This is a genomic window from Clostridioides sp. LIBA-7602, from assembly GCF_056688945.1.
In genome coordinates this window covers 39,190-58,650 of the sequence record NZ_CP196993.1, presented here as the reverse complement: position 1 = coordinate 58,650, position 19,461 = coordinate 39,190, and the positions used below count along the sequence as shown (strand labels likewise).

The 19,461-nt window shown below is 28.1% G+C and carries 22 protein-coding genes; 20 read left to right on the top strand and 2 right to left on the bottom strand.

The features are described from left to right. The first annotated feature begins 8 nt into the window (after nucleotides 1-8). The 15 genes from ACTG45_RS20850 to ACTG45_RS20780 all read left to right on the top strand — a co-directional run bounded on the left by ACTG45_RS20850 (nucleotide 9) and on the right by ACTG45_RS20780 (nucleotide 11,767). A complete protein-coding gene (locus ACTG45_RS20850) occupies nucleotides 9-1,391 on the top strand; it encodes a hypothetical protein (protein ID WP_021383059.1) in 1,383 nt (460 codons plus the stop codon). A gap of 39 nt (nucleotides 1,392-1,430) precedes the next feature. Beyond that, complete coding sequence (locus tag ACTG45_RS20845) at nucleotides 1,431-1,889, top strand: hypothetical protein (protein ID WP_479918861.1); 459 nt, start codon at nucleotides 1,431-1,433, stop codon at nucleotides 1,887-1,889. Between the two features lie 60 nt (nucleotides 1,890-1,949). Then, nucleotides 1,950-2,921, top strand: coding sequence for a hypothetical protein (locus ACTG45_RS20840; protein ID WP_021383027.1), 972 nt, complete (start codon nucleotides 1,950-1,952; stop codon nucleotides 2,919-2,921). Nucleotides 2,922-2,946: 25 nt separating this feature from the next. Then, entirely contained in the window at nucleotides 2,947-3,516 is a 570-nt protein-coding gene (locus ACTG45_RS20835) for a hypothetical protein (RefSeq protein WP_021383078.1), read from the top strand. Between the two features lie 10 nt (nucleotides 3,517-3,526). Next, nucleotides 3,527-4,162 carry a hypothetical protein gene (locus ACTG45_RS20830; RefSeq protein WP_021383120.1) on the top strand — a complete coding sequence of 212 codons (636 nt, stop codon included), beginning with the start codon at nucleotides 3,527-3,529 and terminating at the stop codon, nucleotides 4,160-4,162. Further along, the gene (locus tag ACTG45_RS20825) at nucleotides 4,155-5,147 is read left to right on the top strand and encodes a hypothetical protein (protein WP_021383105.1); all 993 of its coding nucleotides are present in this window, start codon (nucleotides 4,155-4,157) and stop codon (nucleotides 5,145-5,147) included. Before ACTG45_RS20830 ends, ACTG45_RS20825 begins: the two co-directional genes overlap by 8 nt. A 60-nt stretch (nucleotides 5,148-5,207) precedes the next feature. After that, nucleotides 5,208-5,657, top strand: coding sequence for a hypothetical protein (locus tag ACTG45_RS20820; protein ID WP_234781083.1), 450 nt, complete (start codon nucleotides 5,208-5,210; stop codon nucleotides 5,655-5,657). Further along, a complete protein-coding gene (locus tag ACTG45_RS20815; protein WP_021383097.1) occupies nucleotides 5,657-6,457 on the top strand; it encodes a hypothetical protein in 801 nt (266 codons plus the stop codon). Before ACTG45_RS20820 ends, ACTG45_RS20815 begins: the two co-directional genes overlap by 1 nt. Before the next feature lie 40 nt (nucleotides 6,458-6,497). Continuing rightward, on the top strand, nucleotides 6,498-7,313 hold the full coding sequence (locus ACTG45_RS20810) for a hypothetical protein (RefSeq protein WP_021383072.1): 816 nt from the start codon (nucleotides 6,498-6,500) through the stop codon (nucleotides 7,311-7,313). A 98-nt stretch (nucleotides 7,314-7,411) separates the two neighbouring features. Beyond that, nucleotides 7,412-8,197 carry a phage tail domain-containing protein gene (locus ACTG45_RS20805; RefSeq protein ID WP_044212497.1) on the top strand — a complete coding sequence of 262 codons (786 nt, stop codon included), beginning with the start codon at nucleotides 7,412-7,414 and terminating at the stop codon, nucleotides 8,195-8,197. A gap of 13 nt (nucleotides 8,198-8,210) precedes the next feature. Continuing rightward, on the top strand, nucleotides 8,211-8,660 hold the full coding sequence (locus ACTG45_RS20800; RefSeq protein WP_479920334.1) for a hypothetical protein: 450 nt from the start codon (nucleotides 8,211-8,213) through the stop codon (nucleotides 8,658-8,660). Then, complete coding sequence (locus ACTG45_RS20795) at nucleotides 8,661-9,095, top strand: hypothetical protein (RefSeq protein ID WP_479920333.1); 435 nt, start codon at nucleotides 8,661-8,663, stop codon at nucleotides 9,093-9,095. A gap of 89 nt (nucleotides 9,096-9,184) precedes the next feature. Then, the gene (locus tag ACTG45_RS20790; protein WP_479920332.1) at nucleotides 9,185-10,228 is read left to right on the top strand and encodes a YHYH domain-containing protein; all 1,044 of its coding nucleotides are present in this window, start codon (nucleotides 9,185-9,187) and stop codon (nucleotides 10,226-10,228) included. A gap of 85 nt (nucleotides 10,229-10,313) precedes the next feature. Then, complete coding sequence (locus ACTG45_RS20785) at nucleotides 10,314-10,517, top strand: DUF4236 domain-containing protein (protein WP_479920331.1); 204 nt, start codon at nucleotides 10,314-10,316, stop codon at nucleotides 10,515-10,517. Nucleotides 10,518-10,711: 194 nt separating this feature from the next. Further along, complete coding sequence (locus ACTG45_RS20780) at nucleotides 10,712-11,767, top strand: CFI-box-CTERM domain-containing protein (RefSeq protein ID WP_479920330.1); 1,056 nt, start codon at nucleotides 10,712-10,714, stop codon at nucleotides 11,765-11,767. 58 nt (nucleotides 11,768-11,825) lie between these two features. On the opposite strand, the gene ACTG45_RS20775 is transcribed toward ACTG45_RS20780, so the two are convergent. After that, a complete protein-coding gene (locus ACTG45_RS20775; RefSeq protein ID WP_479920329.1) occupies nucleotides 11,826-12,077 on the bottom strand; it encodes a hypothetical protein in 252 nt (83 codons plus the stop codon). Nucleotides 12,078-12,353: 276 nt separating this feature from the next. On the opposite strand from ACTG45_RS20775, the gene ACTG45_RS20770 reads away from it, so the two are divergent. After that, entirely contained in the window at nucleotides 12,354-13,091 is a 738-nt protein-coding gene (locus ACTG45_RS20770) for a zinc ribbon domain-containing protein (RefSeq protein WP_021383139.1), read from the top strand. 678 nt (nucleotides 13,092-13,769) lie between these two features. Here ACTG45_RS20770 and ACTG45_RS20765 read toward each other — a convergent pair. Then, a complete protein-coding gene (locus tag ACTG45_RS20765; protein ID WP_479920328.1) occupies nucleotides 13,770-14,381 on the bottom strand; it encodes a helix-turn-helix transcriptional regulator in 612 nt (203 codons plus the stop codon). 282 nt (nucleotides 14,382-14,663) lie between these two features. Here ACTG45_RS20765 and ACTG45_RS20760 point away from each other — a divergent pair, with 282 nt between their 5' ends. The 4 genes from ACTG45_RS20760 (at nucleotide 14,664) to ACTG45_RS20745 (ending at nucleotide 18,995) form a co-directional block, all read left to right on the top strand. Next, nucleotides 14,664-15,707, top strand: coding sequence for a phage antirepressor (locus tag ACTG45_RS20760; RefSeq protein WP_479920327.1), 1,044 nt, complete (start codon nucleotides 14,664-14,666; stop codon nucleotides 15,705-15,707). 103 nt (nucleotides 15,708-15,810) lie between these two features. Further along, on the top strand, nucleotides 15,811-16,524 hold the full coding sequence (locus tag ACTG45_RS20755; RefSeq protein WP_479920326.1) for a hypothetical protein: 714 nt from the start codon (nucleotides 15,811-15,813) through the stop codon (nucleotides 16,522-16,524). Between the two features lie 59 nt (nucleotides 16,525-16,583). Continuing rightward, nucleotides 16,584-18,284, top strand: coding sequence for a phage tail tape measure protein (locus ACTG45_RS20750; protein ID WP_479920325.1), 1,701 nt, complete (start codon nucleotides 16,584-16,586; stop codon nucleotides 18,282-18,284). Between the two features lie 573 nt (nucleotides 18,285-18,857). Next, complete coding sequence (locus ACTG45_RS20745) at nucleotides 18,858-18,995, top strand: hypothetical protein (protein ID WP_479920324.1); 138 nt, start codon at nucleotides 18,858-18,860, stop codon at nucleotides 18,993-18,995. Nucleotides 18,996-19,461 lie beyond the last annotated feature (466 nt).

Below are 19,461 nucleotides of genomic sequence, written 5' to 3'. Positions count from 1 at the left end.
GTGAGACGTTGAAAGTAGTTAGTATTCCATGTGGATTTGAGACATTTTCTAATGAAGAAGATGATAGAAAATTAAATGTAAAACTAAAAATTTTACATGAAGGTAAAAATTTAAATAAAACTAAGTTTGATTTGTCAACTATAAATGAAGCAGAATCAACTTTATCAGATATACCAATACTTGGATACATAAAATATGACGAAGAAGAAAATGCAGTAGATTTTGACGAGCATAATATGATAACTAAAGTTGTAAAGGATGATGATGGTTATTCTATAGAATATAAATTCTTAGAAAGACCGCTTGGTGTGATTCCAAATAATACAGAAATAACTTATACAGAAGAAGATGGAAAGACATATCTGAACTGTACAGGACTTATATGGAAACACTATTCTAATTCAGCATATCAATTATTGACAGAGTCAAAATCAAAAAGTGTAAGTATGGAAATAGCAGTTGAAGATGGAGAAGTTGATAAAGCTGATGGATATTATAATATTAAAAAATTTAGTTTTTTAGGAATTACTATTTTAGGAGATGATGTTGTTCCTGGAATTGAGGGAGCATCTATAAATACATATAGTAATTTTTCAAAATATAAAAAAGCAATTTATGATATTTGTAAAGAAATGCATTCATTTAAAGGGAAGGAGGAAAATGTATTGGATAAAAAGAAAAATGATTTATTATCAATAGAAGATATAGATATTTCTATTAATAGTCAATTAAAAAATAAGATGGTTGAGGTTGAAGACCCTTATTGGGGAGGTAAATACACAGCAAGAGAATATTATTTAAAAACTATTCTACCTGAAGAAAAAATAGCTATATTAGAAGATAATATAAATTATTGTAATTATTATGGTGTACCATATTCTATAGATGGAGATGATGTTGTTTTAGATTATGAAAACAGAAAATCATATATAGAAGAATGGAGAGAGAAAAAAGAAGGAGAAGTTATAGAAACTTTTTCTAAAGAGGATACTTTAAAAGAATTAGTACTTGAAAAGTTTAGTGAAAAAGAAACTGAGATAAAAAATCTAACTGAAGAGTTGGGGGTTTTAAGAAAATTCAAGGCCGATAAAGAAATGGAAGAATATAAAGTAGAAGTTTCTAGTATTATATCAGAGTTTAATTCTTTAACAGAAGATGAAGTTAAGATTTTTAAAGAATCCGCTATAAACAAAGAGTTATCTTTAGAGGATTTAAGGAAAGAGTTAAGTTTACTTGATTATACTAAGTTAAAAGAAAACACAAAGAAATTTAATTCTGATAAGGGACTTATAGTTGAAGAAGCAAAAATAAATTATTCATCTACATTAGAAGATGAAAATAAAAATACAAAATCATATGAACAAATATTGAAAAAACACTCAAATAAGTAGTGTTTATTTTTATGAAAAAATAAAAAAGGAGATATAAAAATGGCAGATAAAGCGATATTAAATTGTGATATAGACAAGTACCCAGATGTTGTAACAGCAAAGAATGGAAGTGATGTACTAGAAAATGGTGCAATAGTTGCATTAGGTGGCTTAGTCGATTCAGAGCTAGGAAATGATTGTTATAAAATAGAAAAGTTATCAGAAGGATGCAGATTTGGAATTTTAGACAGTGTTGCACTTCAATATGATGAAAGATTAGATGAAAGAGATTATGAATTAAAAGCAAGTGAAATAGATAGAGTTAGATTACCTCATAAGGGATTATGTATGACTTTAGCTAAAAAACATTTTGATGGTGTAGTAGCCGTTGGAGATGAATTAGAACTTAAAGCAGATACATATAAGTTTACAAAGAAAACTACAGGTGCAGTAGTTGCAAAAGTTGAAGAATTATATAGTTTCAATGGACAAGAATCAGTATATGTATCTTTTATGTAATAACAAATAGACGAGCTGGAGACAGTTTTTTAAAAATGACTAAAGAAAGGTGGAAAAAAGATGGCTATAGATATAATAGCATTAAAAGATTTATCAAATGATATATTAAACGGAAAAGTAAAAAATTATGCTCAGTGTGAGGATGCATTAAGAAAAGAAATAATAGATATATGTGGAGGTAAATGGGGACAATATACATTCTTTGAAAATAAATATAAGATATTCCAAATATTATCTGAAACAATAACTGATAAAGTAAATAGATTAACTGAAGAAGCCTTTTCAGATTTTTGTGATGTAGAAAACTTTGATTTAGGCAATAAAAAAGAATTTACAGTTAAAAATACTGACTTATTAAGAATTGCAAATATAGCTGAAGGTAAAAATAGTACAAGAAGACAAAGACTATTAGGTAAAAAAGTCCCTACATCTGCATTTAAATTAGCAATAGCTATATATGAAGAGTTTGATAGATTTATAGCTGGAAGAATAGATTGGTCTGAAATGGTAGATAGAGTATCTTCTACATTCCAACATCATATAGCAGAGGCAATAGCATCTACTATGGAAGGGGCTTACGCATCTGTACATACTAATTTAAAGACTAGTGCTGCTTATTCAGATAAGGACTTAAAGAAAATAGTTAATAAAGTAAAAGGTGCTACTGGACAATCTGTTGCTATATATGGAACTCCAGAAGCAGTAGGGAATATAGAAGGTGTTGGAGCTGACTTAGATAAAGATGACAAAAGAAATTTTGGATATGTTAAAAACTTTAGTGGAACACCTGTAATAGAATTACCTAACTATTATGATGCTGAAAGAGATAAATGGGCATTAAGTAATAGTATTTTATATGTTATACCAAATGATGAGAAGATAATCAAATTAGGATTTGAAGGTGACACAATGATAATAGAAAATACTGATGGAATAGCTAGAGATGACCAACAAATAGAGATGTTCATGTCAAGAAAAATGCATTTAGGTGTTGTTGTTGCTTCTAAATTTGGAATGTATAAAATACAATAATATTATTTAGAAGGGAGATTTTTTAATGGCTGCTAAGACAAAAAAAGATGTTTCAGAGGAAGTTGAACAAATAAAAACTTCTAAAAAAACATATAAAGAATTAAGAAATGAACTGAGGAAACTCAAAGATGAAATAGAAGTAGAGATAATGAACTTAGATACTGGAACAGTTTTATATAGAGATAGAGATGAAAGATTAGTCTTTGAAATGAATAAAGTGGGAGAAAAGACATTTATTATACTATCTGACTTATATGAAATATCAAACAAACATAGAGGTTATTTTGAAAACTATCTTATAACTATAGTTGATGTTGATAGTGATGATTATACTGTTGAGGATATATTAGAGTATTTAAGTTTAAAAGATGTTTATGAAGGTTTAGGTGGGTATGATTTAGATTACATAAATTATATATTATTAAAATTAGATAATGATAGATTTATGAATATAGTTGAAAAAGCTAACTATGGACTAATAGAGTGTTTAGGCTCAAGAGTAATCGAATTATATAAAAAGGGTAAGTTTGATTCTCATTATAAGGAACGTTTAATAGCTACTAGACTAGGTTTACAAAGTTTATTTGAAGATTAAAGGTGATGTTATGGCTACACCAATAAAAGAGATATATAAGCAATTTCTTTCTCTAATAAATGATGAAGAGATGTTATTACTTGAAGAGGAAATAATTGAGGATATGATGTATTCATATCTTCAAAAGGCTACATTTGATTTTTATGAATGTAGAAAAGATTTGTCTATAATAGGACAAGAAGAGTCTTGTATTACAATTCCAATTGACCAATTGGGATTTATTATTGAATATAATAATAAATATGCAGAAATAAAACTAATAGGAAAATATACAGATAAAGAGTATGAAATCAATAAAGATTATATTGTAGAGTTTAGAGAAGAAGACTGTATAATAACCTTTGAAACAGAAACAGAAGAAGAAATCTTATTTAAGAGTAAATATCTAGGAGAAATAATTTCAGACCTTAATTTAGAAGAAATAATTATATTAGCTTATGGAATGATGATTTGGTGGCTTCAACCTAAGATTCTTAGAGAAGAAAATTTAAAACAGATGTTAACTGACTCAGATTATAATACTAAGTCTGGTGCTAATATGTTAGCAAAGCTTTGTTTGTTAGAAGTTCAAATTAGAGAGCAACTTGCCAAATACAAGACAAGATATGTATATAAAGGTTTTAAAGGTTGGGATAAAATTGAATAGTTATATTAGTAATTATAAAAAAAGAATTGGACTAGGATGCTCAACTCCTAAAGAAAAAAGAATATTACAACTGAGATTAAGTTTTAAGAAATATTTAAAAGAAACACCAACCTGTATTGAAGTACCTATAACTGATATAGATGAAGTTTGTATAACAGAAGATACTAAAAGAGCTATAGTTGCAATTAATGATATAACTAATAATGATAAAAGGTCACTAGATGAAAAAAATCTATTAGTTGAATCGGATTTAAATGTAGATGTAGGTTGTTATCTTTTTTATGATAATTGTTACTGGCTGACTATATTTAAAGAACATAAAGAAATGGATACATATAAGCATTTTATAATAAAAAGATGTAATCAATTCTTTAATTATAAGTATAAAGGTCAGACATATAAAATTCCTCTCTCAGTAGAAAACTTAACTTTATATTCTGATGGTATGGCAGATAATAAATATACATCTGTAGCAGATACAAAAAGACAACTTTATTTTGGAAGTAATCATATAACTAAAACTATAGATATTGACACTAGAATAATGTTAACTGGTAAAACTGTATTTAGAGTTACATCGGTAAATGACTTTGAGTATAATGGCAGAGAAACAGGCTCAGATGGACTTATTAAAGCTATATGTTTACAAGATGCTTTAATTTCAAAAGATGATACAATAAATAATATTGCTTATAATGAGTTATCTGAAAATGATAATGTAATTATCCCATTTAGTAAGATTATGGGTGAAGAATTTATTAATCTAGGCGAAGAAAATGAATACACTATAGACCATACTCAAGGTGTTGAGTGGCTCTTAGAGAAGCAGTATAACTATTGTAACATAATTAATCAAGATGAGAAATTGTGCGTCTTACAATCTAACACACTAGCTAAATATTCTGGCTTAGAAGTACTGCTATTAGCTAAAGATAAAGATACAAATGAAATAATAGATACTAAAAAGATAATGCTAAGGGGGTAGATATTATTAGTTTATATGGATTTCCCTAACAAGTTAATTTCAAATATTGGAACAACTCTAATGTCAAATCAAGACTTCGCTAAATTTATGATTTATAATGATGAATGCCAAGAAGATATTCTATCCATGCCTGATATAAAAAACCCAGTTAAAGAGCTTAGAAACAAGAAGGTATTTCTAAATAGAAGAGTGGAAAAAGTATTAAAAGAAGCAGATATATCAGTTTTCATAATTATGTCAGAGTATAGACCATGTTCTGAGGGAAGTAGGACAGTTAAAAAAACAAAGATAGAAATTGGTGTTGTCTGTCATGATGAATGCCAAGATACGGCAAATGGCCTAAGAGATATTGCGTTGATGTGTTGCATAGTCGATATAATAACTCAAAATGAGGAAATAGCTGGAATAGGTAAGATTAAGTTAGAAAATGTATATCAAATGTATAATTTAAGTACTGATTATAATGGATTTGTAATAACTGTATCTGCTGAAAGTTTTGGTGATATGTAATGTTAGAAAATTATTATATTACAGGACTTCCAATTAAACTAGGTGAAACACTAGGAACTATATATCAACCTACTATTGAAGAGCTTATTAATTCAGATATGGCTAATTTAGAGATGGTCAACCCGTTTCTAATACTTGAGAAGAGTTATTCTCAGCTATGTAATGAGGAATCATTTGAACTAAAATGTAAATATGACACTATACCCATCTTAGATTTAATGATGTTAACATCAAGGAAAAACTCTTCTGAGAAAGTTGAATTACTTAGTGATAAAATAAAAAAATCTTTATCTATATTATATAAAACTGATATTAAAAATATTGAGTATATGAATAATATTAAAATTGGTATTTTAATCAAATCAGAAGATAAGAAGAAAAATGCTTTTATAAGCAGAGAAGATTTTGGACTAGTATCAGATTTAATTTTAGAAATGTTTTGTATTGACAAAAAAAGCTTCCAAGATGATGAAGATAAATGGATTGAAAATACTGGTTCTGAGAGAGAAAGAAAGTTAATTGAACACTTCAAAGAAAAGGAAAGAAAAAAAAGAGAAAAAGAAGCATTTCATTTATGTGATTATATAAATATAGTTCAAAATATAGATGGGCATATTCATATAAATGAAATATTAAAAATGACTTATTGGCAACTGATTAATATTTATAAGACTAAAATTCAATTTAAGAATTATAATGAAAACTTAGGTTATGCATGGTCTTTTAAATACCAAATTGGAGCAGATAAGATGAAACATTGGTCTAAAGAAATAAAAATACAAACTAGCACTGTTAAATAGCAGTGTTATTTTTATGTAAAAATGAGAGGATGATGAAATAATGAGATTTGCGATAAAAGATGCAAGTAATATAATAGTAAAAAATAAAACAACTGGAGAACCACTTTTTTATACAGCAGATTTAAATGCTTTTAACTTTAAATTGGATTCAGAATCAGTTTATGCTAAAGCGAAAGGTGCGAATGCCATTGCCTTTGATGGGAGCGTGACTTGTAGTTTAGCACTTGAGCAAGAGGTAATACAAATGCCACAACTGGCAATGCTATTAGCTTCTGATATGGTTGAAGAATCTACTAAGGTTGGTAAAAGAAGACTATTAACTTCTGATGGTACTAAGAAAGTTACTTTAGAAAATGTGAAACCAGTTACTAATAGTATATCTGTATATAGTGTTGAAAAAGATGGTATATCTTTAGTTAAGAAATTACAATTTACTTCAACTGTAACAGGTTCTAATACGGAGATAACAATATCTACTGCTGATTTTAATGCAGGAGATAAGGTAGCAGTATTTTATTTAGAAGAGTTGCCAAAAGCAAAAGTTATAAAAATAAAAGAGGAATCTACTGCTCCAAACTATGTAGTAGAAGCAGATGTTATGGCTAAAACTGCTGATGGTGAATATATGGTCTTATATATGACTATTCCAAATGCAAAAGCACAAAGAAGTATAGAGTTAAATCTTACTGCTGAAAATCCATCTGGATTTAATATGACACTAGATGTTTTACCAGATGAAAATAAAGAATATGTAACATTTGCATTTGTTGGAAATGAAGATGTTAGCCCTGTTAGAATGGCTTCTATGTTAGGTGCTGAATTAATAGACGAAAAGGATGTTAAATCTAAGAAATAGTGAATTGTCCTACTCTTAATTGAGTAGGGGTTATTTTTTTAAGTTCAAATATAATTTTAATCGGATTTAAACTTAAAAAAATGAAAGAAGGTGATAAGTTGGTATTTTTAGATGATAAGTTTTTATTTGATAATATCTCAAGTGAATCTATGAACATCAAGTTGGTTACATTGGGTGATGATGATATTTTAAATGAATATGGGTTACCTTATGAAGAAGCAATTAAATCTGATAATACTTTTAATAAGAATCCTTGTTACTCGGAGGATGAAACTACTATTGAACCCATAACATTACAATTCTGTTTGTGTAGTGAACATGGAGAGGCTTATGAGTGGGATGATTATACTTTAGAGAATATATGTAATTGGTTTTGGCAGAGAGAATTTAAACCATTTATATCCTTTGACAATATAGAAGAAATCTATTATCTTAAAGCAAGAAAAATAATAAAAAAGTATACAAAAGATAAAAAAGGCGTGTTAGAAATAGAGTTTCAGCCATACACAAATTATGCTTATAAAAACTTTCAAAAGGTGATAACTGTTAAAGATACAAGAGAAATTAAACTAAATAATGTATCTAATGTAGATGAAGAATATGCCCCAGTAATTGATATTGAGTGTTTGAAAGATGGAGATATAACTATTAGAAATTCTACTATCAGTGATAATGAAGAAGATAGTTTAGTTATAAGTGGATTAGAATTAAATGAGAAAATAATGATAGATAATTTGTACTATACTGTTTTAAATGACAATGGAGAGAATAGATTTAATATTGTTAATAGAAAGTGGATTAGGTTAAGAAGAGGTGTAAATATATTGAAATTTACTGGAAACTGTAAAGTTTCTATTAAGTGTAAATATCCAATAATAAAATAAGGGAGAGATAGATATGAATAAGATACAAGTAGATAAATTAATGCAAGATGAGGTTAGAGCTATTATACCTATTGTAGATGAGAATGGTAAAGAGGAGTACATAGAGGTTAGAAATCCTGATAAGAAAACTAAGGAAGAGATATTAAATAAAATATGGGCTGGTATGGAAAATCCAGATTTAGCATTGTCTCAAGAAGATATTCTTAAAATGTTGGTTGATGAGTTGACTAATATAGAACTAAATATTGAAATAGAAAATTTAATAAATGGTAATATATCTAGTGAATTAGAAACTGTGATGTATCACATAGGTCAAATAGAAAATGAATTAACTGCATCTTTATTAATGAATACTGAGGTTAAGTTAGGTCAGTTAAAAAATGAAATGTTACAAGATAGAGTACTTAAAGAGACTGAGGAAATTGAAAAAATGAATAGTATCAAAGATAAGGTAGTGAATTAGATGGTATTTAAATCATTAGACGAAGTAGTTGCTTATACTAAAGTTAAGATTGCTGCCTCTATGCCAGAAGTTGGAGAAGAAATGAAGGAAATTATGAAAGAAGAGGTAGTTAAACAGGCTTATGGAAGTTTTATTCCAAATGTTTATGAAAGAACAGGAGATTTATTAGATGCTTCTGAGATAGCTGAAATTACTGCAAATTCTGTTACATCCGAGATAAAAGATAATGGAGGATGGAGTTCTATTAGAGGTGGTCATTTCTTTCCTATGTATGGATTTGAAGGTGGTAGTGTTTGGACTCATGGTAGCACTAGAGAAGAGCCTAAATTTAGACCAAAGACAAATATAATGAGTGAAAGTGAAGCTAAAGTAAGAACTAAGATACCAAAGTGCTTTAAATCTAAAATGAATGAATTAGGTGTACCTTTAGGATAAGATTTTATCTTTGTCGAATTTTAGTGGTTTAAACATAATATATTGACTGATATAATAAAATCATAGAATATTTTAGGGGGAAATATATTATGTTTAAGAAAAAGTTAATAGCTGTAATAATGAGTTTGACTATGATTAGTATAGGGAGCTTTTCATATGCACACTCAGGAAGAACTGATTCATCTGGAGGCCATCGTGACAATAAGAATAAATCTGGATTAGGAAGTTATCACTATCATTGTGGTGGTTATCCAGCTCATCTACATAATAATGGTGGTTGTCCTTATACTGGAGGAGGAAGTAGCTCTGGAACAACAACAACTTCGGTTAATAATGAAGAAAAGCAAAAGAAATCTGTTGGAGAAAAAGGATATAATCAAGGTTATGAGGATGGGTATAAAGGAAGTTATAGTTCAGCAAGTTATAGTGGAGATTATAGTGATACATATGAATCAAAGTACTCAGAAGGATATGAAAAAGGAAAAGCTAAATTAGAAGAAGAAGAAAAGGCAGCTGAAGAGGCTGGATATAATTTAGGACTTACAGGTGTTAAATCTAATAATAAATATGAAAAAGAAGCTTTAAAAAGTGCTTATGATACTGGATATTCGAATGGATACAATGAATATAAGACTAAAAAGATAGAAGAATATAAAGCTAAGGGAATCGAAGATAGTAATAAAGATAAAGAGAAAATGACTTTTGAAGAAAATATAGATTCTGAGTTTAAAGATGCTTACAATAGTGCCTATGATGAAATACAAGAGCAATTGAAGAATGATTATAACACTCAAGGATTTGAGAGTGCTATCAAAGGAGAAAAATTTGATACATCAACTATAGGTAATGTTAAATATTCTAATTGGTTTAAAGAAGGATATGATAATGGTAAAGTTAAGTTACCTAAAGTAAAGAAAGATATCTATAATCAAGGATATAATGAAGAAGATTTTAGTGTACCAAGTGAAATGAAGTCTATTGAGACTAAGTTAAAAGGTATATATGATGATGGATTAGAAAAAAGAGAAGAAGAGAAAAGTAGAAATATTACATATGGTGTTGGAGCTGGAGCTGGAACTGTAGCAGTAGCTGCTGGAGTAGTATATAAAAAGAAAAAGCATAAAAAGATATAGATACTAGATATACCAATGATGACAAGTATATGACAAATATAATTTTAAGTATATTTACTTGAAATATATAAGGGAGGTTGTATCTGTGGGATTTAATTTTAGAAAAAACATAAACCTAGGTGGTGGAGTAAAATTAAATTTAGGTAAGAAAAGTGTAGGTATAAGTGCTGGTGTTAAAGGTGCTAGAGTCTCTGTTAATTCAAAAGGAAGAAAATCAGCTACATTGAGTATCCCTGGAACTGGAATATCATATACAAAAACTAGCACAAAGAAACGTAAACCTAAATAGAAATAGGTATTAAAAGACAATCAATTGAGGTTGTCTTTTTTATTTTAAAGATATTACATAGCTTATGACCCCATGAAGTTTTATAAAAATGATTTAATATATAGCTGTAATAATGGTAAGTGTGAAATATACATAATATGTCAATATATGCTATAATTTTATTAACTATAAAACATTGAATGTGAGGGGATATTATGGGTCAAAAGGAAGTGAAGTGTCCTAAATGTAAAGAAATCATTATGGCAGAAGATTCTAAAGAAGTTTGCTTCTGTATAAACTGTGGAGAAAAGATAGATTTAAAAAGTATAAATCTAAAAAAATCATCTCCTGATTTTAATATGTATAAAAGTGATAAATATAGAAAGCTTGCAAAATTAGCTAAATTGGAGTATGATTCAGGTAATTGGGGTCAAGCATATGATTACTATTGTACAATTCTAGAATCTAATCCAGATGATTACAACTCTTTGTTTTTTAAAGCTGTTTCAAATATAAGATATTGTGACTTAGATGATTTAAATATAGATATCTGTTTAAATTACATAGAAAAAGCTTGGAATTTATTTGTAAAATTTAATCCTAGTACTGAAAGACTTTTTAGACAGAAACGTATAATGACAACTGAATTATACAATGTTGCAATTGAAAGATTTAACTATGCTCAAAGATATTTTTTTACAAATCAAACTTCTGAAGAGCATATACGTTTATATTGGGATAATTTAGAAGAATGCAAAAAAATGTTTTCATATAATGCTAATTTTCTACAGGACTATAGAATTGGAGAAGATGAAGGTTTAAGAAATATATATTTAGACTCAGCTAAAAGTTTACTTAAATGTATCACAGAGCTTTATACGAGTCGTAAGTATGTAAAAGGTTTTAATTATGATAAGAATCAAGAGATTATAGATTTTATTAGAGTGAAAACAACTAGTGAACTTTCTGCATTATACAATGATACAGTATCAGATATAAAAAAATATGAGCCAGATTATGAAGCTCCAAGTATAAATACAGGATGTTATATAGCTACCGCTGTATATGGCTCTTATGACGCAACAGAAGTATTAGTACTAAGAAAATTTAGAGATGATATTTTATCTAAGCATTTGTTAGGAAGAATTTTTATAAAAGTATACTATACTTTAAGTCCACCTATTGCAAATTGGTTAAAGGATGCTAAGAAAGTAAATCTATTAGTAAAAAATATTCTTGATAAATTTGTACATAGATTAAATAATAAATAGTGATTTAATAGAGACAGTCAATTAAGATTGTCTTTTTTATTTAAAAGATATAATATTTTTACAGATTATTAAAAAGTAAATTATGAATTATAAAAATAATAAAGATGATAAGTATTAAAATTCCAATAGACATTTGTATTTTTTTATTATTTTTATAATTTATCCATGTCATTATACTTAATAGAGTTATGAATAATAATGTTATAATTGTTAATGGTATTTTAATTATATTTAATAATTCCAAAATTACTAATATCATTGATATCACTGAAATCATCAATGATAAATCAGATAAGAATTTCTTTTTCATAAGATACCTCCAGTTTATATTATATACTTATTATAAACTAATAAGGATTGATTTGAAATTATTTTAACATAAGTTAGCTATTTTAATGATGACAGAGGTATGACAATCATAATTAATTAAAGCATATGATTTGAATACTTGATTTTACAAATATATACAATTAATAGAGGTAATTCTACATCTTTCCTGCTATAATTATAGTGTTGGTAGAATAGGCTTTGAGGGACAGTAAAATTACTGTAAGCTTATAACGGATATTATAGGGGGGGATTTTATATGAGTGAAGATGAAAACAAAGTATCGCAGGAAAATGATAGTACTAAATTTTGTACATCATGTGGAGAAAAGTTATTAGAAGGACAACTTTTTTGTTCCAAGTGTGGTAAAGGTGTGGATGAAAAAGAAGTAAAAGGTAAAAAAGCACCTATAAATAAAAAATATATTTATATTTTTGCTGGTATAATATTGGTAGTCATAGTGGGAATTTTTGCTAATAATAGTATTAAAGAAAAAAAACAACAAGAGGCAAGAGAAAAATATATGATGACTATTATAGATTTTCAAGAGAAAAGTTATGTAGCAGGAGCTAATTTAGAAGATATTTCTGATACTATTCAGACATATTGGAAAGAAAATATTTATGATGATAAACATGGCTCTGATATTGATGCTGCTATTTTTTCAGCAATGGCAGATAAAAGTGGTGAAATAGCACAAGCTAAAACATATGATGATGAGCTTTTAAAAATATATAGTACATTAAAAAATATTCCTGAAGGTAGCGATGATTTAAAAACTATGTTAGAAACAATAGATAAGTTTTATAATTCATATACAAATTTTTATAGTTTTGCAACTGAACCAAGTGGAAGTTATGTAGATTATTCTGATAGTAATAATACTAAGACAGATGACTTTCTATCAAATTATAGGGCTTTAGAAAATATAATAAAATCAAATAGTGAATTTGCAAAGATTAAGGCATTATCAGAGAAACAAAAAGAAAAAAGTTAATATTATACATGGTTTAGATCGATAGGTGCCTTAAATTTATTAATAATGAAATTTTAAAAGATACTTTCTGTGAGGAGGTATCTTTTTTTATTGGAAAAATGTGACCTCATATATGCGTTTTTAAGGCTTTGCGAAAATGATTGCTTGTGTTTATACCTTGATTGCTTATGATCGAATATAAGAGGTTGATTTTTTATACTGAAAGTGTTGGAATTTCAACAAGTGTTCCTGAAAGGAACATTTTGTTTGGTGTTTAGCCACCATAAGAGCTTATTTTAATGTTTGAGTGGTCACTACTTTGAGTGTGATAGGATTGAGGGGGTACCAAATTGACAACGCCTCTTAGCACAATAATTTTCCATTGTGGAAAATAAAAATGTGTCTATTATGTACATGCATTGAAATTATAATGTTATTTCACTATATATCTTTTAAAAAATTATAAATAAGTATTAAAAAAATATAGCACATTCCCAAAATGGGGACATGGTCAGATTATAAAGGGGTGAACGAAATGGACACCCTTATAGTTATGAAGTGTAAAAAAGTAAATCAATTTTAAAGTTGTAGTTAGCAACTTTAGAAAAATATAAGGATAATGTAAAAGGGGCGTCCACAGTGGACGCATGTTGAGATTTCAACATTGGACTACTACATTACAAAAAAAAGAGGTATACATTAATCCTCCTCTTTTAATCGTTCATATGCATTATCTATCATTCTCTCTATAGCTTTTCTATCCATTTCATCTAGTTGTATATATTTTTTAAGAACTTCTTTGACCTCATCATTACAATCAGTATTTTCTAACAATTTATTTATGTCTTCGAAAGATTCAATGTCTTTATTTTTATCAACTATATCATAATTTGCATTAACTGAATAACTAGTTTCAGCGAAACCTAGAAGATAGTCTGTATTCACATTAAAATATTCAGCTAACTTTATTAGTATAGATGGTTCAGCAATTCCTCTGCCCTGTTCATACATATCTATCACGCTTTCACAAACACCAACTCTCTTACCCAATTCAGATTGATTTAATTTTGATTTAAGTCGTAATTTCTTTAGTATATCTCCAAATGTAATATCATTCCTACCTAATAAATAATCTAAACTTACATCAAAATAATCTGCCATTGTTTCAAGTAGTTTAATTTCTGGTATCTGTTGGTCTTTTTCGTAGCGACTTATTGAACTTTTATTTATATTTAATATAGTTGCTAGTTCTTGTTGAGTTAATTTTTTTTCAGTTCTTAATTCTTTTAGTTTTTCTCCAAATGTAGCCAATTACAACACCTCCATATATATTTATTATAACATTAAGTTGTGTATAAATAAACTAGAAGTTGCTTTTAAATAAATTTTATTGTGAAATATATTGACAAGTTGCTTTAAAGTAACTATTATGTAAATAAGAGTTGCATTGAAAGCAACTTAAAGAATATAAAAAGAGACTCCATAAAAACTTTGGCGAGTAAATGGAATCTCTGGTTGATATAATCATCAACATAACTAACATGATTATATCAATTTCTTATAAAAAATACAACTTATAAGGAGGTATTAATTATGGAAATAATTAATAGAGAAGATGAAAGAAAAATGATAAGTTTTAAAAATGAATTGTTTGGAGAAATAAGAACAGTTGAAATTGACGGTAAACTGTATTTTGTTGCAACAGATATAGCAAAAGCTCTTGGATATGCAAAGCCAAATAATGCAATTGAAAGACATTGTAGGTATACCCTAAAACAGGGAATACCTCACCCACAAAGTAAAACTAAAACTTTGGAAGTGAATATAATACCAGAAGGTGATGTGTATAGATTAATTACAAATAGCGAATTACCAAGTGCTGAAAAATTTGAACGTTGGGTATTTGATGAAGTTCTTCCATCAATAAGAAAACATGGAACTTATATGACCAATGAAGCACTAGAGAAGGCAATCAATGACCCAGACTGGACAATACAATTACTTACAGAACTTAAAAGAGAAAGAGCTACTAAAGAGAAATTAAGAGTAGAGCAAGAGAAAAATAAACCTAAGCTTGAATTAGCTAATGCAATAGAGTGTTCATCAAGCTCAATACTAATTGCTCAACTATCTAAGATATTGAATCAGAATGGTGTAGATATAGGACAGAATAGATTATTTGAGTGGATGAGAAATAATGAATATTTGATTAAAAAGAAAAGAGCTGACCATAATTCTCCAACTCAGAAGTCAATGGACTTGAAGGTATTAGAGATTTCTGAAAGTACTGGTATAGATAAAGATGGAAATACTGTAATTAGACAAACACCTATTGTAACTGGAAAAGGTCAGATATATTTTGTGAATAAGATATTGAAAGAAAATAATAAAGTGCTTAAAAGATTTATGATAAATAATGATTACATAAAAGGAATTATGGTTGAGATAGGCAAAATATATGCTATATATGACCAGGAGTATTATGGATTTATTGGAATATTAAAAAGTGTAAGAAATGAGAAGATAAGAGTAGAAGAAATTGGAGATGTTTCTAAGAGTAGAGATATTCCAATATGTATGATAGACTACATAGAAGAGGCTAATAAAGAAGATATAGATAAATATTTGAGTAAATGATTTTATGGAAATAGGAGTTTTGGCTTCTATTTCCTTTTGTAGTATAAATTTTCCTTTAGACTTGATATAATTAAAATATCAGAGTATAGGGGGGGGAAATATTTTGGAAGAATATTTAGGTCATTTTATTTTAATAGGGTTGGGTGTGGGATATATGATTATTTATTTTTTTGTATCAACTTTTGTAAATAATGCTAAAGAAAAAGAAGCAAGATTAAAAAGAATAGCGGAAAGAAATAGAGAAAAAACAAAAGTAGAACAGGCGATACAAAAAAATATTTCAATGGCTAAATGTAAGACTTTTGGTAATTCAAATAGTGATAGTGTTATATTGAGTAATAATGGAAAAATATCCATTATTCATGCTGGATTTAAAACAGCATCTAAAAAAAATATAGAAGATTTAATAAGTATTAAATTCAATATGCAAGTTAGTGAGAAGAATAAGATGAGAATAATATCCGTAGTTCCAACTTATGATAAGTATACTTTTGTAGAAAAAATATATTTAACTTTAACATTTGAGCTTAATAGTTATGAAATATTTTATATCCCACAATACAAAAATATAAATAATGCAGATATTCAAGAAAAAATAAAAGAAATGGAAAGATTTAAACTAGTTGTAGAGAATGAAGCAACTAAATTTAAAAATGCTAAAATAGAAAGCAATAATAATATAAAAAAAGATGATGAGGAGGATATATCTAAAATTTCAAATGCATTAAAAGAATTACAGAGTTTGAAAGAGCAAGAAATATTAACAGAAGAAGAATTTAATGAAAAGAAAAAATTATTATTGGAGAAAATTAAATAAAAATATTAAGACAGTATATTAACTGTCTTTTTTTATGTATTGAAAAAGGAGTTGGTTAAATGGCAGAAGAGTTTAAAATTAAGACCAGTATTGAACTTGATGACAAAAAGGCTAAGCAACAATTAGCATCATTACAGACATCTGCAAAAGAAAATAATATAAAATTAAATGTAGAAATGAACACGTCTTCTCTAAATAATTTGAAACAATTAGAAAGTGTTTTAACTAAAATCAACGCTTTAAGTGCAAAGACTCAAAATAACTTATTTGGAGGTAAATCCAGTAAAGGTTCTAGCTTAGGAGTAAATAGTTTACTATACGATTATCAGAAATTAATTAATAAGAAAAATACAATTGAAAAACAAATGTCTAAGACTACGAATGTCCAGTCATATACAGAATTAAATGGACAATTAACCAGAACTATTAATCAAATCTCTAATCTAGGTTCTGCATTAGATAATCTAAAAGGGAAAACTCAAGTTAATGATAGTGCATTTGATAATATGCAGAGGTCTTTAGCAACAACTTTTCAAAAGGCTCAAGCTGATATAGAAAAAATGCAAAATCAGATTAGTAAACTTAGACAGAATAAGCTTTTAAATAATGCTCAATTGGATGAGCTAGACAAGTTGTCCTCAAAATTGACTAAATTATCTAGTACAGAATTAAAGGGATTGAAATTCGAGAGTATGTCAAAATTACTATCTGATGTACAAGCTGTTCAAAATGGAATTTCTAAATTTAAACTTCCCAATATAAATAATAGTATGTCGGCTCAATTTAAAACACTTCAAAAAGACGCAGCTCAATTAGAATCAAGAATAGCCAAACTATCAAATTCTAAGTATGCTAATTCTTCTCAGCTAAATGCCATGTTAAATGATTTAAAAAAAATACAAAGTTTAGATTTTAGAAATATGAATAGTAGTGGAATGACCGCCGCAATTACTGGTTTAGAATCAATGAAAAACAAGGTTAAAGAAGTAGAAGGTGCTATTAAAAATACTAAGCTAGATGTTAAATTTAATATGAATCTTTCTAAAGTAATTTCAGATTTGAATAGGCTTAGACAAAAATGTTTAGAATTGGGTCAATCAACTGCTGGAATTGATAAACTTGAAAAAGAATTAATGCAATTAAACGGGATGCCTCTAGGTCAAAAAGTAAAGGAATTAGATGCAATAAAAAATAGATTAAGCAATATGAAATCTAATTTCACAGGATTAGGAACTAGTGTAAAAACAACAAGTGGTTTCTTTAGTGATTTATATGGCTCGATGAGAACTTACACTCTAGGTAATATGATAGGTATGTCTATTACAAATGGTGTAAGAAACATTAAAACAACCATTATTGAATTAGATAGTGCTTTAAGAGATATGATGAAAGTAGCACCTGATAACTTTGAAGGGACAAGTGAACAATTAAAGAATGTAAAAAATTCAGCAATCTCAATAGGGAAAGATACAGCTAGAGCATCAGAGGATATAATTCAGGGTGCATCTAAAGCTCTACAGACTGGTGTAAAATCCGTATCAGACAGTTTGAAGATAGCTAAACAATCAGCAGTTTTTGCAAATGTTGGTGATTTAGATCAAGAAACTGCCGATAAGTATTTAACTAGTGTTATGTCCGCTTATGGTGGAATGACAAAAGCATTAAAACCAATTAAAGATACTAGAGTTCAAATCAAAGGAATGAGTAAAGATTATGATAATCTTACAAAGTTTCTTGATTTATCGAATTATGCAGGTTAATAAAATAGCCCCTTTATATAGAAATATATAATTGAACTCAGAATATGCTGGAAACTCCTTAGAGCCTTAATTAGTAAGTGTATTTGGAAACTTATACATCATCTGAAAATATTAAGGATTGGACAATCAGCAGAGATAGACCTAAGTTCAAAAAAGAATATGGTAAGCTCTCAACGACTACCAATGAGCATCCTAAATGGGTGATGGTATAGTCTATTCCCTTTTAAATATCGAGAAATCGAGGGTATAAAAGAATAATTTTGCAATAACAACTGGCGATTAATTTTAGTCGCACTATATAGTAATATATAGTTAAAAACTCCTTTAATTGCTGGGAACTCCTTAGAGCTAACTAAACTACAACATAATTGGAAACGATAAATGTGAATGTTTAAAAATTAGTTGGATTGGACAATCAGCATCCAAGCTCCGTATAGGAGAAGGTTCAACGACTATTATGTAGATTCAAGTGAATCGAAATGGGGAGCATCCTTAAAGGATGAAGATATAGTCTCGTCTTTATAGAGATATAAAGAAGTTCATAAGAGAACTGATTAGGATTAACGAACCTAATTGAAGGCATCGGTCGGAGCTGCATTACAGAGAAGTGCGAGTATGTTATCATCAGCAGGTGTTTCAATGGAAGATTCTGTTGCATTGATAATTGGAGGAAATGAATCTGTACAAAATGCTAAATTTTTGGCGTGTTAATTAGAAATAATTAATATTATGAGGGGGCAAAATCGGTGAAGGCTGAGATGTTAACACCGAGGTAAATTGAAGAATTAAAAAACTTTAATCACTGTAACGCATAGGAAATGAGCCTATGCTATTTTTATGTTCAAAATAGTATAGAATATAATTTTCCCACGAGTGTCCTCCATCTTAACAAGTAACGTTGAAGATGAAAATATATGCTGAACTTATACAAATAAGAAGTATAAGAACTATGGGATAAAAAGCCTATAGGGTAACAAATTGGAAAAAGTAGGTACAGCACTCAAAACAATTGGTTAATAAAATAGCCCTTTTATACAGAGATGTATAATTGAACCTAGAATATCAGGGAAAGTCCTTAGAGCTTTAATTACCAAGCATTAGAGAAATCAAAATGTGGCATTGCTAATTACAATGGTATGGTAACAAGATTAAAGATTGGATAATCCTGAGACATAGT

Bases quoted from the DNA above. Each gene is read 5' to 3' on its own strand.
- ACTG45_RS20845 (WP_479918861.1), top strand. From the start codon at position 1,431: ATGGCAGATAAAGCGATATTAAATTGTGATATAGACAAGTACCCAGAT.
- ACTG45_RS20840 (WP_021383027.1), top strand. From the start codon at position 1,950: ATGGCTATAGATATAATAGCATTAAAAGATTTATCAAATGATATATTA.
- ACTG45_RS20835 (WP_021383078.1), top strand. From the start codon at position 2,947: ATGGCTGCTAAGACAAAAAAAGATGTTTCAGAGGAAGTTGAACAAATA.
- ACTG45_RS20830 (WP_021383120.1), top strand. From the start codon at position 3,527: ATGGCTACACCAATAAAAGAGATATATAAGCAATTTCTTTCTCTAATA.
- ACTG45_RS20820 (WP_234781083.1), top strand. From the start codon at position 5,208: ATGTCAAATCAAGACTTCGCTAAATTTATGATTTATAATGATGAATGC.
- ACTG45_RS20815 (WP_021383097.1), top strand. From the start codon at position 5,657: ATGTTAGAAAATTATTATATTACAGGACTTCCAATTAAACTAGGTGAA.
- ACTG45_RS20810 (WP_021383072.1), top strand. From the start codon at position 6,498: ATGAGATTTGCGATAAAAGATGCAAGTAATATAATAGTAAAAAATAAA.
- ACTG45_RS20800 (WP_479920334.1), top strand. From the start codon at position 8,211: ATGAATAAGATACAAGTAGATAAATTAATGCAAGATGAGGTTAGAGCT.
- ACTG45_RS20795 (WP_479920333.1), top strand. From the start codon at position 8,661: ATGGTATTTAAATCATTAGACGAAGTAGTTGCTTATACTAAAGTTAAG.
- ACTG45_RS20790 (WP_479920332.1), top strand. From the start codon at position 9,185: ATGTTTAAGAAAAAGTTAATAGCTGTAATAATGAGTTTGACTATGATT.
- ACTG45_RS20780 (WP_479920330.1), top strand. From the start codon at position 10,712: ATGGGTCAAAAGGAAGTGAAGTGTCCTAAATGTAAAGAAATCATTATG.
- ACTG45_RS20775 (WP_479920329.1), bottom strand. From the start codon at position 12,077: ATGAAAAAGAAATTCTTATCTGATTTATCATTGATGATTTCAGTGATA.
- ACTG45_RS20770 (WP_021383139.1), top strand. From the start codon at position 12,354: ATGAGTGAAGATGAAAACAAAGTATCGCAGGAAAATGATAGTACTAAA.
- ACTG45_RS20760 (WP_479920327.1), top strand. From the start codon at position 14,664: ATGGAAATAATTAATAGAGAAGATGAAAGAAAAATGATAAGTTTTAAA.
- ACTG45_RS20750 (WP_479920325.1), top strand. From the start codon at position 16,584: ATGGCAGAAGAGTTTAAAATTAAGACCAGTATTGAACTTGATGACAAA.